Origin of the sequence: Paenibacillus sp. MMS20-IR301 (assembly GCF_032302195.1) — a bacterium.
GTDB lineage: Bacteria > Bacillota > Bacilli > Paenibacillales > Paenibacillaceae > Paenibacillus_AQ.
Map to the genome: position 1 here is coordinate 5,958,963 of NZ_CP135275.1, position 13,321 is coordinate 5,972,283.

Genomic DNA, 13,321 nt, shown 5'->3' on the forward strand with positions numbered 1-13,321 from the left:
TTTTTTATGAAGGTAAGTTTGTTAAAAGAAGGAAATTACGTACCATCTAGAGAATACCTGTTTCTGGAAGTTAAGTGAACAGGAAAGGTTGATACTCATTTATGAACGGTAACAAAATTCATCTGCGCCCTCTGCTGTATGCCCTGATCCTTATACTTGTGGCCACCAGCCTTACCGCCTGCAGCAGTAATACCCCCGCAAGCAAAGCCGCAGGTCAATCCACACAGCCAGCCAAGGATACGCCAGTGGTAACACAAGCAACCGGCCGTATTTATCTGTACGGTGAAGCCCATGGCAATGCCAGGATTATGAATAAGGAATATGAATTGTGGTCTAATTATTATCATAATGAGGGAATGAGACACTTGTTCATTGAGCAGTCTTATTTCACTGCTGAATACTTGAACTTATGGATGCAGTCGGATAATGACGATATTCTGGAGGAGCTTTATAAGGATTGGGAGGGGACAGCAATTCACACTCCAGATACCAAGACGTTCTTTCAGAACATAAAAAGCGGATGTCCGGAGACCGTCTTCCACGGTACAGATATCGGACATCAATATGATACTATCGGGAGCCGGTACTTGTCTTATCTTGCGGCCAGTGATCTTACCGAATCAGAGAAGTACACATTAACAACCGAAGCAATTCAGCAGGGCGAGCTATATTACAGCGAAGAGGCTGACGTATACCGGGAAAATAAGATGACGGAGAATTTTATCCGCGAGTTTGAGCAGCTGGGCAGCGAGGACGTCATGGGTATCTACGGATCGGCACATACCGGGCTTGATGGAATGGACTATAGTACCCAATCTGTCCCTTGCATGGCTAATCAATTACATAAGCACTATGGCAGCAGCCTTCTTTCAGAGGATCTGAGCTGGATTACTAAAGATATTGAGCCGCTGAGAGCGGATGAAATCACCTTACTGGGTAAGAAGTACACTGCATCGTATTATGGAAAGCAGGATTTGAGCGGGTTCAAAGATTATGCCTACCGGGAGTTTTGGCGACTAGAGGACGCCTATGAAGATGTCAAAGATCTGCCGCAGGTAGAGAATGTTCTTCCATACAATAACTACCTGATGCTGATTGAGACAGGCCAGGTCTTTATGATCAGCTATACCAGGACAGACGGTTCAGTGGAAAAAGAATATCATTTGTCTAACGGCAAGGTTTGGGAGGGCATGCAAGTAACCCAACAGTTCAGGGCGGAGTGACGGCCGTAATGCTTTTCCATTAATATTGTTCTTATAAAAAATTAGATAAATCTTAAAATTTATATTCATTAGTGATACACTAGGATCAGGATTGATCCCAAGCAGGTGTGTGGCTAAGTCACAAGTGCCAGAGCAGGAGTGCCTGCATCCTTCCTGCAAATCGTAGGGTAGAAGGACGGTAGAATATGAGCAACCAACAAACCAAAACAGATGTTATTTTAATCGGTGCTGGAATCATGAGTGCAACACTTGGTTCACTGTTAAAGGAATTAGTGCCTGACTGGAAAATCACTGTGTTTGAGCGGCGTTCAGGTGCCGGCGAGGAAAGCTCGGGCGAGTGGAACAATGCGGGAACGGGGCATTCTTCCCTTTGTGAACTGAACTATACCCCTGAGCGGCCGGATGGATCTGTCGATATTAGCAAAGCAGTCATGGTCAATGAAGAATACCAGCTCTCTAAGCAGTTCTGGTCCTATCTGGTGAACAGCAAACGGATACAAGATCCGCAGGATTTCATCGTGCCTGTTCCCCATATGAGCTTTGTAGAAGGGCAGAAGGACATAAGCTTTTTGCAAAAAAGATTTGAAGCGCTTTCAGGTCATCCGCTGTTTCAAGGCATGGAATACTCTGATGATCCGGAGCAGCTGATGGAATGGATTCCGCTGATGATGAAGCACCGGGCACCGGGCCAGCGGGTAGCGGCTACAAGAGCCCTGTCGGGGACGGATGTTAACTTTGGCGCTCTGACACGCATCCTGTTCGATCACTTAAAAAACAATAATACCGATATCAGATTCAACCATCAGGTTGAGGATCTTAAGCGTACTAAGGACGGCTCCTGGGAGCTGAAGGTACGAAATGCCGGCAGCGGCGCTACTCAGCGCCATACGGCTAAATTTGTCTTCATTGGCGGCGGGGGAGGCAGTCTGCATCTGCTGCAGAAATCCGGCATTCCGGAGGGAAAAGGGGTTGGCGGCTTCCCGGTGAGCGGACTGTTCATGGTGTGCAAGAAGCCGGAGATTGTGGCGCAGCATCATGCCAAGGTATACGGCAAAGCAGCGGTCGGTGCACCCCCAATGTCTGTGCCGCATCTGGATACGAGAGTAATCAATAAGCAGGAATCGCTCTTCTTCGGACCTTTTGCCGGCTTCTCGCCGAAGTTTCTGAAGTTCGGGTCCATGTTTGATCTGATAACCTCTGTTAAGCCGGACAATCTTGTGACCATGCTCGCGGCAGGCGCCAAGAATCTCTCGTTGACCAGATACTTGATCGGGCAGGTCATGCTGTCGAAAGAGCAGCGCATGGAAGCATTGCGGGAATTTGTCCCGGATGCGAAGGCTGAGGATTGGGAGCTGGTGGTGGCGGGCCAGCGCGTGCAGATCATTAAGGATACAGCTGCCGGTAAGGGGACGCTACAATTCGGTACAGAAGTGATCAGCAGCGCTGATGGCTCGATAGCCGCCTTGCTTGGCGCTTCTCCCGGGGCTTCAACCGCCGTTTCGGTCATGCTGGAGGTCATCAGCAAATGCTTCCCGCAGCATCTCAAAGCCTGGGAGCCGAAGATTAAGCAAATGATTCCTTCTTACGGTGTCCCGCAGTCCGGTAACGCGGAGCTGTTAAACAAAATCCACGCTTCAGCAGCAAAATCACTCGGTCTGACTCATGGAGTTGAGGAGAAGGTCCAGCCGGTTAAAGTAATGCATTCATAGGAGCAGATGAGAACTTTCCCGGCCGGGAAGGTTCTTTTTTTACCTTCATAAGAATTACAGATTCGCCAGAACTACGGCGATAATGGCTGCGAAAGCCGGCAGGCCCTGAACGAGCAGGATGGATTTCTTGGCTGTGATGCCGCCATAGACCGCAGCAACCCCGACACAGATCAGGAAGAACAGCTGAAGCTGATAAGCGAATGCGTTATCCGGATGGAGCAGGCCCCAGATTAAACCGGCGGCGAGAAAGCCGTTGTACAGCCCTTGGTTAGCTGCAAGCGATCGGGTCTCCTCAGCGAACTGTCGGGTGGTTCCGAACGCCTTCTGCGCTCTTGGGGTCGTCCACATGAACATTTCCAGCGCCAGAATATACACATGCTCCAGGGCAACAAGCGCTACGAGTATTGTACTTAGAATCATCATTACAATCGCCTCCGCTAAATAAATTGCACAAAATCTAATTTAACAAAACTAAATATACCTGTATACGGACTATTAGTCAATCGTAATACGCAACATTTGGTTTTTTTTGTAACGGATGAAGGATTTTTCTAAGATCTATTGAAAGATATGAGTACCTGTGATGGATATGTCCGGGAATTCATTTGTGAGAAGAGGAATTTGAGCTGATGTCCAAGATTCAGTTAGGCAGTACCCGATTAGCAGGTGCAGATGGTATTCGTGCAATCGCCTGTCTGTCCGTTATCCTGCATCACTTGTCTCAAAAGCTGGCGATGCCGTTACAAAAGCCTTGGCTTCAAGAAGTGCAGTCAGTGCTCCTGCTGGGAAACAGCGGAGTTAGCCTGTTTTTTCTGTTAAGCGGTTTCTTGTTGTCCTTCCCCTTTTGGAGCGCCTATCTAACAAATGAACCTTATCCGAGTATCAGGACGTATACTGTGCGCCGTGCTGCGAGAATTATGCCCGGTTTCTATGTATCCTTCCTCGTCAGTCTGCTGCTCGTATGGAGGCTGGACATTCCTGTGGATTTCCTGTGGCGGCGGACCATTACAGGCTTAACGTTTACATCGGGCTTCCACTATACAACGTTTTTTCCGTCAGAGCTGAACGGACCGTTATGGTCGATCAGCTTTGAGGTATTTTGCTACATGCTGATGCCTTTGTTTATGGCTCTATTGTTTGTAATCAGCAAGCGGCGCTCGTTCGGAAAAGCGATCCTGTTCTGGGTTGCCGTGTTCGGACTAATGCTTGCCGCAAACCTCCTCATTCACCATTGGCTTACACCAAGCGGGCAGAACAGGGGCTGGCAGTATGGCCAGATTGGCGGCGCCAAATTCTGGATGCCCAATTACAACCCGGTCGGCTTCTTCGGCCACTTCAGCATCGGCATTCTGACAGCGGGCATAATGATCGCTATGATGCAGCGCGGAGCGGCGATAGAGCGGTTGCGCAAGCTCGGGCTGTTCGATGCTGCCGGAGCGGCGGCACTGGCGCTGGCCGGTCTGTTGATCTGGCGCATGCGGCATCAGGGTGAATTCGATTTCAGTCTCCAGCAGCAGCCCTACTTTTTCCCGGTGTATGCCATGTTGTTCGGTATTGTGCTGTTATCGGCACCCTTCAGCCTAATAATCGGGCGCTTGCTGGATAACCGCTTTTTCCGGTTTACTGCTACTATTTCGTTCGGCCTGTATATCTGGCACTATCTGTTCATTATTCTGATCGAAAAGTACGGCATACAGGATTATCACCATTCCGGGGTCAGTGATGTCTGGCGCTGGCTGGGCATCAGTACAGCTATTCTTGTAATGTCGTATGTAACGGCAGTAATCTCCTATTATGCCATAGAACGGCCGTTTATAAACTGGTCGAAGGGCAAGCCTTCTGTGAAGAGTGGACGGGAGATGAATATGAACAGGTCCGGGAAGAGCGTATGAATGATGGCTGCCTGCAGGAAGTAACGGATTTGCTCGGTGAGGATTTTGACCGCGATCCCGATAAACCGTTAGTTGTATTGATGTGCGGGATAGCCGGCTCGGGGAAAACGACTTTTTCGCAAAAAATGGAGCATTACGGGTACGTGCGTCTGTCTATTGATGAAGAGGTATGGTCGGTTAATGGGCGTTATGGAATAGATTACTCCCTTGAAGCGTACAGGGACAAATTGGATGAAGCACATATAAGATTGCGCCGTAAAATTGTACAGTGCATTCAGGACAAGAGGCAGTCTGTTGTTGACTCCAGTTTCTGGAACAGGGAGGAAAGAAATGAATACAAGCAGCTTATCGAAAATGCCGGAGGACAGTGGAGACTTATTTATTTGAGGGTCGATCCGGAGCAATTGCGGGAGCGTCTTAAGCTGCGCAGTCAACGCTTTGATGCTAATGCTGCCTTTACGATTACAGAGGAGCTGTTAACGGCGTTCATTAATGGGTTCGAAGTGCCTGAAGATGAAGGGGAAATCGTAATAGATAATTAGGGCCGTATACCGGCATCCGCCCAGGCGCCCGCTCCGCAGATGCATATGATGATTATGCCTATTCAATGAAAAGGAGCGATCACATATGGGATTTTTTCCAGCGCCGGGACCCGGCGGCGGATTTCCGGGATTTCCGGGCGGACCTGGTGGACCGGGAGGACCAGGAGGACCAGGGGGACCTGGCGGGTTCCCGGGAACTCCAGGCATACCGGGAGGCGCACCCGGAGGTGCCCAGCCGCCGAGCTCACCGCCGCCGCAATTCGTACCGCAAATGTCGGCTACCGCGTATGCCGTTGATCCGGGCGGGATCAGACGCTGCCTGTTCCGTAACACCTACATCTGGCTGAACAATGGTGAGCAATTCTGGTTCTACCCGGTATTCGTCGGACGCAATTCGATTGCAGGATTCAGATGGTTCGGTTTCTTCTGGGGCTACTTCGGCATTGATTTGAATCAGGTCCGCTCGTTCACCTGCTTCTAGGAGGGACGGCATAAGAGAACAGCCCGCGGGCTGTTCTCTTTGTTGTGCTGATGGAATTAATATGTTGTGGGTTCCCTGCGAAGTGCACCTTTACATACCATAACCAGCCTAATCTTTAACAGGTATATCTATCATATAAAATGTGAATTTATGTCGAATTTAGTAGAAAAAAAGTATAGTAATTATTACGAAAGCGCTATACCGGCGCGTGGCTTCCTGTATAATTTACGAATATAAAGCTGCTGATTCCTGATCGTAGCCAATCCCTCACGAAAGAGAGTAGTGACTATGAAATCCATCGCCTGGGTGACCGACAGCACCAGCACAATTGATTCTGAATTCGCTTTGAATAACCATGTGTATATTGTTCCGCTTCGCCTAATCGTCAATAATGAATGCTATAAAGAAAATATCGAAATTAATGCCGGGCAATTCTATGATAAAATGCGGGAGCAAGAGAAGGTGGGCAGCTCCCAGCCGCCGATCGGTGAGTTCGTGGAATTATACGAGCGCCTGAAGGATGAATATGATGAAATTATTGTGATTCATTGTTCTTCTGAGCTTAGCGGTACTTTCCACACCTCGATGCAGGCGGCAGACATCGCCGGAGTGAATGTAATCGGGATTGATTCCAAGGTAGGTGCATACCCGATCCGCGAGATGATTCTGCGCGGCATTCACTGGCAGCAGGCAGGCTGCTCCGCACTGGAGATTAAGAGCAGAATCGACAATATTATTGAAGAGATGTCGTTCTACCTGATCCCCGCCAGCCTGAGCCAGCTGCACCGCAGCGGGCGGCTCTCCGGCTCGCAGTTTCTGCTGGGCCAGCTGATGCGGATACATCTGCTGCTGAAGTTCGATGAGGGCAAAATTGTCGTCGTCGATAAAATCCGCACCTTCAAGAAGACAAAGCAGAAGCTGCTGGAAACCATCCATCAGGATATCGGACGGTTTCAGGAGGTATGTATTATGCATGCCAACAATATGGAGGAGGCACTCAGCCTGGAATCAGCTATTAAGGTCATGTCCCCTTCTGTGCGTACAGAGATCATGACTTTTGTTCCGGTGGTAGGCGCCCATATGGGCGAGGGAACACTCGCGCTGTCCTGGATTAACCGTACCGCCATGAACAGTATCACTGCCCAGGATGATGTGCTTGAGCTTGCGCTCGAGGGCTGAGCCTCACCCGGTGAAGGTGCCCGCAAAGCAACTGAGTTAAGCTCAAAGCCAAACCCCCACTTTGTGGGGGTATTTTCTGTTTGTTGACAGTATTAGCCGTATTCGTTATTGTGGGTAGAAACATGATCCAATTGAGAATGATTATCTATTAGATCATTTAGAGGGAGCTTGCGAATCCGCTATGGACGTTCTGAGACTTATTCAAATATGGAACCAGGTGATAATGCGCGTGCTGGACGTGCGGCTGAAGCAGGCGGGAATGGACGGCGATCTGAATCAATACTGCTTGCCGGCAAGTGCGTTTATCTTCGCTTTCCGGGGACAAGGCGAGCTGTGGGTTGATGATGAGGTATGGCTGTGTGATCGTTTCTATGTGCTGCACGCCGGTAAAGGCTCCCAGGTAACGGTCAGGAGCAGGGGGCCGCTGAGTGTATATATTGTACTCTACAAAGCGTCGCTCCCCGCCTCGGCCCCGCGTGAATATCTTATGATGCTGCAGACATCCGACCCGTTTCAGGATAAGTGGGGGTTCTCACCTGGTGAGCCTCTGGCCATGCTTGAGCTGCTTCAAACGATACACAGCGGATTCAAAGCTGATGATGAATTGACCCGGCTGTCAGCCAAGGGAGATTTCATCCGCTTCGTTCACGCTGTTCTGAGAGAGCGCCTGTTAGGAGCGGGTGAGCTATCCTTACCGGAGCAGGTTATCCGGTATTTGTCCAGGAATTACCGTAATCCAATCTCGCTTGAGGAGCTTTCACGGCAATTGAATTACAGCCAGCAGTACATTTCAAGAAAATGTAAAGAACAGACGGGGCTCAGCCCGCTGGACTACGTCATTCGTTTCCGGATGGAAGATGCAAAGGCGCTGCTGGCCGGTACGATGGCCACGCAACAGGAAATTGCGTCACATGTCGGTTATCCGGATCTTATGTATTTCAACCGGATGTTCAAAAAGTATGCAGGCGTCACGCCGGGGCAATACCGCAAACTGTTCGGCCAGTCCGTTTCAGATTATGCAAGGAACAGGTCACAATCGTCCGTTGCTCCAAGCCGGTCATTACGCTATCCTTTTCATGTGAGTGATATTGATTATCAATTTCAACAGGATGGGGCGAATAAAATGACTAGAGCAACCAGAAGTTTATATGCAGTGATGCTGTTATGCTTAACCGTGATGTTAACGGCTTGCGGGGGGCCGGCAAACAACGGAGGCACAGCGCACAGCCAAGTTGCTGTCAGCGCTTCTCCGGCCGCGATCGTCCAAGAGGCAGAGAACACGGCATCGCCGGTGACCAAGATTGTCAAGACCGCTTTCGGTGATGTCGAGGTTCCGGCACATCCTCAGCGTGTAGCGGCAATCTCTTATCTCGGCACTGTGCTTGCGCTGGATGTCAAGCCGGTTGCAGCCGAATCATTCTTGATGTCGAGTCCTTATCTTGAGGGAATGCTGGATGTCGTGACGGATGTAGGAGACTCACTGGAGAAGCTGCTGGAGCTGGCTCCGGACTAATCATAACGCATAATCCACAGCCTGAAGTAGTCGAGAGTTATCAGAAGATTGCACCTACGGTATCTGTTCCTTACAATCAGTTCGCATCCATTCAGGAAGAAATGCTGTATTTCGGCGACTTACTGGATAAAAACGAGGAAGCGAAGAAATGGAACGAACAATTCGAGCAGGAAATTGCCGACATCCGGGAGAAGGTCCAGCAAGCCGTTCCCGAAGGAAAGACACTCTCGATTATGCAGGAGTATGATGGCAACGTGAGCCTGTTTGGTCCGAAGTCGGGACGGGGCGGCCGGCTAATGTATGAAATCATGGGGCTGAAGCCGCCGGCGGCAGTTCCCGAGTATATGCTTAAGGAATCCTACTATGAATTCTCGCTGGAGAAGCTTTCAGAGTACATGGGTGATTATCTGATTCTGACAACGGATGCCAGCCTGGAATCGCTGCAGGCTGATCCGATCTGGGGATCGCTTGCACCGATCCGCGACAACCGGGTATTCCTGTGGACGGAGAACCAGTCCTGGTACCGTGACCCGATCGCGGTGAACAAACAAATCAACGAATTGACCGACTGGATCATCGAGGCTGCAGGCCGGTAATTATCAAAGTTAAGTAGATCGAACAACGGCAGAGCCATCCCATATGGGATGGCTCTTAAATTTGCCGGTCAGCAATTACAATTACAGGTGCAACCTATCCCGCAAATTTCCTACTATATAGATAAGAGTGTTGCAAAGGAGAATAACGGATGGAAGACCAAGGGATAATCCGCCTATACTTACAGCGTTCACAGCAGGCTATTGTTGAGACGAAGAATAAATACGGGGCATACTGCAGGGTGATTGCCAGAAACATTCTTCCCAGTAATCCGGATATTGAGGAATGTGAGAACGATACCTATCTGGCGGCATGGAATGCCATCCCCCCGAATCTGCCCGAGAAGCTTCCTGTTTTTCTGGGGAGAATTACGCGGAATATTGCGCTGGATAAGCATAGTTATAATACAGCGAAGAAGCGCAGCCGGGAGTTTGAAGTGATTTTGACGGAATTAGAGGAATGTATAGCCGGCCCGGCGACGGTAGAAACAGAGTATGAAGCAGGAGAGACGGCAGGTTTAATCAATCAATTCCTGTATGGCTTAGATGAGCAGAACAGGAATTTGTTTATCAGGAGGTACTGGTACGCCGATTCCATTAAAGAGCTCTCCAGAGAATTTAAGATGAGCAGCAGTAAAGTGAAGTCCATTCTGTTCAGGCTGCGGAATAAACTTAGAAGTCATCTGAAGCAGGAGGGGGTAGACCTATGACAAGAGAAGAGTTGTTCAAGGCAATCGGGCATGCGGATGAGGCGTTGATTGAAGCGGCCGGACAGAACAGAAGTCATCCAAGGAAAAAAGGCTTTTCAAAAAAGTGGGTGGCCCTGGTCGCCTGTCTGGTCCTGTACAGTTCAACTGCTTCAGCCTTACTGGCAACAGAGTATTACAAAAAAAATCAGAATTCCGAGCCATACATCCGTTACTTAAGACCAGAGAATATGGAGTTACAGCCGGCCACCCAGTACGATGCACTGAAATTTCTGCAGGCCTTGAAGGGTGACAATGAAGAGCATATCTACATCGCCATTAATCGACTGGTAGAGGGCTTCAATGATCCCAGCCTGAGGGCAAAAGCTTTAAAAATGATTCAGCCTTTTGCAAATGATGCCAACCCCAAAATTGCCGATGCAGCTGCCTTCGCCATAGATATTCTGTCGCAAAGTTACCGGAGCCCTTATATTGTAAAGCTGGCAGACGGGAGCATGCTGTTTACGTTATTTAACAACTATTCCGATTATGGAAGCCAGAACGTGCTATGGAGAATTCAAGATAATAAGCTAAAAGAGTATTTAAGCTTCTCTGCACCGTCGATGTATATTACAGACATTATACCTTCACCGGATAAGAGGTTAGTTGCGGTAGTAACCTGCTCTAATAAAAGCGATTTCGTGGAAATCATTGATGTGGAGGCAGGAAGGCACAGTCCCGAGCTAATCGAATCCGCAAGGGTCAAATATGGTGCGGAGCAAGGCATCGACACCTGGATCCGTACGGATCATGAGAATTACAGCTATGCCGATAAAATCGTGTGGAAGAATAATGACACCCTGCAGTTTGAGGGTTCTCTTGCTTATCAGGATACGGAGATCATTGAGAATGTCACTGTAGCGTACCAGTTCAGTAAAAGGGTAATAGAAGTAAGAAAGAACTAAGAAGCAGGCGTGGTACGGATGATTGCTGGTGGAGCACGGCGTTAACCGGAATGCCGGCAGGCAAACAGCCTTTCAGTTCCCTCCCGGGAGAGCTGAAAGGCTGTTCTGCATGGCTTCGTCCGCTTCCCTAGAACTTCTCCGGAAACTGTTTGATAATGCCCGCTGTCAGCATATCCGCGAAATGGATCATATGCTCCTCATTCTTGTCCGTTGCTGCGATAGAGGCTTGCCAGTCACCTTTGATCGTATCAAGCACGATGTCTGTAACTAACTGAAGATGCTCATACAGCATGTCCTGCAGGGTTTTGAAGGACCAGTTCGGGTTCAATTGACTTAAGTAAGCGGCGATATCGTCAGCATTCTTATGCCATTCAGCCTGCAGCTTCTTCACATCAGCCTCGTTGCCTGCTTTGGCAGCAGCTATAATCTTTCCCCCAATTACAATATGCTCTGTTAAAAGAGCGGCCAGCTTATTGCCTGCGGCCTCCCCGTAGTATGGTTTGAATATATTACCGATGTCCTGCTGGTTTCTCAAAAGCCGGTCTAATACGTCCTTCTGATCCGGGATATTAGCGATGGCGCTGACAATGTAGCTCCGTGTCCATATCGTATGGTCAATCCACACCTTCTCCATATCGCCTTTCAGCTGCACCATCTTCGGGCTTAGGCAAATGGCTTGTTTCTTGCCGCCTGCCTGTGCCTGCACGGGTCCTGCTGCTTGCGTCAAGGCGAGAACGAGCACTAAGGTTAACGCCAGCAACCATTTGTTCTTCAAGTTTATCTGCTCCTTTATAGGGGTGAATGGGATAGCTCGTATTATTATGTCTGGAGCGGAATTATATATTCAGAGAATATTGCCTCGCAATTGTTGTTGTACAATCCTCTATTTACAAATATCATAGATTCATATACTCCTGAAAGGGTCAGGCAGGTGGAGCTATGGGTCGCAGCAGAAACGTCCTTGTTGGCATTGCAGTTACACTGATACTCGCGGCGGCAGCTTTGGTCGTCAGCTACAATAACTCCAAGGCAAAGTATGATGTTTTCCGGGAGCACAGCGGGTTGTTTGAAGCCGTGAAGGATGGGACCGGGCTTCTTATGACCCGCCTGGATAACCGGAGCGATATTAGTAATACCTTTATCTACTCGAATAACGGAAATGCTATAGGCCATCAGTTCCTGGAAGGTGTGGGGGCGGGCCTGCAGGGCAAGGTACAGCAGATTATAGCATCATCAGCAGACAAGCTGAACTTTGTGAGATACAGCAGACAGGACGGGAAGAGCCTCATTAGGTTCGTGTTTGACTGGGAAGGCGAGAACGGCAACACCTATCATATAGTGTATTGTGACAGCCGGGATCTGGTCGAGAAGACTTATAGTGAGGAGGCTGTTAAATACGGGCTGGATAAACTGGCAGATGGCTGGTACGGGATAGAGATCAAGTGATCCTGCCGAAATCAACCTCTTCAATAAATTCGATGACTTCCCCGTTAGGACTGTGAATGAGTGCGTTCTTCACCAGCAGCGGCGGTTCGCCAAGTGAAAGGGTATCCGGTGCTACGAAAGTCCTTGCTCCATGAGCAAGGGCTTTTTGATATATTTCCTCCACATTATCCACGTAGAATGCGAAATGTAATAACGCTCCGTGAGCAATCTGGTCTTCGGATGCTGCTTTCTTGCCTTGAGCCGGGATTACAGCTTCATTATCAAAAATCTCAAGGCAGGTTCTGCCGTCAGGTGAAATCAGCATCGAAGCTTCCTGGATGCGGAAGAGCGGCAGGCTCCAGTGATGCCCCCGTTTAAATCCTAAAACCTCAATATAGAAGGCAATGGTCGCTGAATAATCTCTGGCTTGAATCGCTACATGTGCTAGTCCGTTTACGCTCATTACTTGGCCTCCTTGCCTGATATGTACTTAATTATAGTTGTGATAAAGCATAAACCATATGCAATTACCAAGGTGTTTATAGTAATATGATTCATAAATGTAAGGTTATTTCGGTAAATTGTCTTATGAATTAAGGAGGTATATGAATGGATTATCCTATCGATGAGACTGATAAAAAAATCATGGCTCTGCTCCAGTACAATGCACGAATGCCGATCTCCCAAATCAGCAAAGAGGTTGCTATGTCCCAGCCCTCGGTCAAAGAGAGAATCACGAAGCTTGAAGAAAAGAATATCATCTCCGGATATCACACCGTTTTTAGTCTGCAGGAGCTGAACCGGGGAACGACAACCTTCATCCTGCTCAAAACAGAGCATTGCCAGGCACTGGCTGATTACTGCCGGGATGCCAGTGAAGTAACGGATGTGTTCCGCATCAGCGGGGAGTACAACTATCTTCTTAAGGTTCAGACCTCATCGATTGAAGAGCTTGCCGGATTCCAGGATTCGCTGATCAAGTTCGGACCTTCCAAGTCTCATATCAGTATGAAAAATATACTGGAGAACAGGGTTTTGCTGTGACGGGATAAATAAAACTTCTTCTTTATTTTTTTTATTTGCCAATAAAACTTGGCATGTTATAATAATTAT

At 48.7% G+C, this 13,321-nt stretch carries 15 protein-coding genes; 12 read left to right on the forward strand and 3 right to left on the reverse strand.

The genetic code is table 11. The annotated features are described in order from the left end of the window. Positions 1 to 101 precede the first annotated feature (101 nt). Both LOS79_RS25530 and LOS79_RS25535 read left to right on the forward strand, forming a co-directional pair. Positions 102 to 1,223, forward strand: coding sequence for a YgdI/YgdR family lipoprotein (locus LOS79_RS25530; protein ID WP_315413339.1), 1,122 nt, complete (start codon positions 102 to 104; stop codon positions 1,221 to 1,223). Between the two features lie 185 nt (positions 1,224 to 1,408). After that, positions 1,409 to 2,932, forward strand: a complete 1,524-nt coding sequence (locus LOS79_RS25535) for a malate:quinone oxidoreductase (protein ID WP_315413340.1) — start codon at positions 1,409 to 1,411, stop codon at positions 2,930 to 2,932. Between the two features lie 54 nt (positions 2,933 to 2,986). Here LOS79_RS25535 and LOS79_RS25540 read toward each other — a convergent pair whose 3' ends face one another. Further along, complete coding sequence (locus LOS79_RS25540) at positions 2,987 to 3,355, reverse strand: DUF1304 domain-containing protein (RefSeq protein WP_315413341.1); 369 nt, start codon at positions 3,353 to 3,355, stop codon at positions 2,987 to 2,989. Positions 3,356 to 3,561: 206 nt separating this feature from the next. On the opposite strand from LOS79_RS25540, the gene LOS79_RS25545 reads away from it, so the two are divergent. The 8 genes from LOS79_RS25545 (at position 3,562) to LOS79_RS25580 (ending at position 10,783) form a co-directional block, all read left to right on the forward strand. Then, complete coding sequence (locus LOS79_RS25545; protein ID WP_315413342.1) at positions 3,562 to 4,824, forward strand: acyltransferase family protein; 1,263 nt, start codon at positions 3,562 to 3,564, stop codon at positions 4,822 to 4,824. Next, positions 4,821 to 5,366: a P-loop nucleotide/nucleoside kinase family protein gene (locus tag LOS79_RS25550; RefSeq protein ID WP_315413343.1), complete on the forward strand. Its 546-nt coding sequence runs from the start codon at positions 4,821 to 4,823 to the stop codon at positions 5,364 to 5,366. The genes LOS79_RS25545 and LOS79_RS25550 overlap by 4 nt, the downstream gene beginning before the upstream one ends. Before the next feature lie 85 nt (positions 5,367 to 5,451). Next, complete coding sequence (locus LOS79_RS25555) at positions 5,452 to 5,847, forward strand: collagen-like protein (protein WP_315413345.1); 396 nt, start codon at positions 5,452 to 5,454, stop codon at positions 5,845 to 5,847. A 288-nt stretch (positions 5,848 to 6,135) separates the two neighbouring features. Beyond that, entirely contained in the window at positions 6,136 to 7,026 is an 891-nt protein-coding gene (locus tag LOS79_RS25560; RefSeq protein WP_315413347.1) for a DegV family protein, read from the forward strand. A gap of 223 nt (positions 7,027 to 7,249) precedes the next feature. Beyond that, positions 7,250 to 8,539, forward strand: coding sequence for a helix-turn-helix domain-containing protein (locus LOS79_RS25565; RefSeq protein WP_315413349.1), 1,290 nt, complete (start codon positions 7,250 to 7,252; stop codon positions 8,537 to 8,539). Between the two features lie 89 nt (positions 8,540 to 8,628). Continuing rightward, positions 8,629 to 9,135: an ABC transporter substrate-binding protein gene (locus LOS79_RS25570; RefSeq protein ID WP_315422454.1), complete on the forward strand. Its 507-nt coding sequence runs from the start codon at positions 8,629 to 8,631 to the stop codon at positions 9,133 to 9,135. A gap of 149 nt (positions 9,136 to 9,284) precedes the next feature. Continuing rightward, on the forward strand, positions 9,285 to 9,842 hold the full coding sequence (locus LOS79_RS25575) for an RNA polymerase sigma factor (protein WP_315413351.1): 558 nt from the start codon (positions 9,285 to 9,287) through the stop codon (positions 9,840 to 9,842). Further along, entirely contained in the window at positions 9,839 to 10,783 is a 945-nt protein-coding gene (locus LOS79_RS25580) for a hypothetical protein (protein ID WP_315413352.1), read from the forward strand. Before LOS79_RS25575 ends, LOS79_RS25580 begins: the two co-directional genes overlap by 4 nt. A gap of 127 nt (positions 10,784 to 10,910) precedes the next feature. On the opposite strand, the gene LOS79_RS25585 is transcribed toward LOS79_RS25580, so the two are convergent. Beyond that, a complete protein-coding gene (locus LOS79_RS25585) occupies positions 10,911 to 11,558 on the reverse strand; it encodes a glycosyltransferase (protein ID WP_315413353.1) in 648 nt (215 codons plus the stop codon). Between the two features lie 164 nt (positions 11,559 to 11,722). Here LOS79_RS25585 and LOS79_RS25590 point away from each other — a divergent pair, with 164 nt between their 5' ends. Continuing rightward, positions 11,723 to 12,229: a hypothetical protein gene (locus tag LOS79_RS25590; RefSeq protein WP_315413354.1), complete on the forward strand. Its 507-nt coding sequence runs from the start codon at positions 11,723 to 11,725 to the stop codon at positions 12,227 to 12,229. Here LOS79_RS25590 and LOS79_RS25595 read toward each other — a convergent pair. Continuing rightward, a complete protein-coding gene (locus LOS79_RS25595) occupies positions 12,222 to 12,671 on the reverse strand; it encodes a VOC family protein (RefSeq protein WP_315413355.1) in 450 nt (149 codons plus the stop codon). The two genes, LOS79_RS25590 and LOS79_RS25595, sit on opposite strands and share 8 nt — an antisense overlap. A 146-nt stretch (positions 12,672 to 12,817) precedes the next feature. Between LOS79_RS25595 and LOS79_RS25600 the strand changes: the two genes are divergently transcribed. Beyond that, entirely contained in the window at positions 12,818 to 13,252 is a 435-nt protein-coding gene (locus tag LOS79_RS25600) for an Lrp/AsnC family transcriptional regulator (protein WP_315413356.1), read from the forward strand. Positions 13,253 to 13,321: the final 69 nt, after the last annotated feature.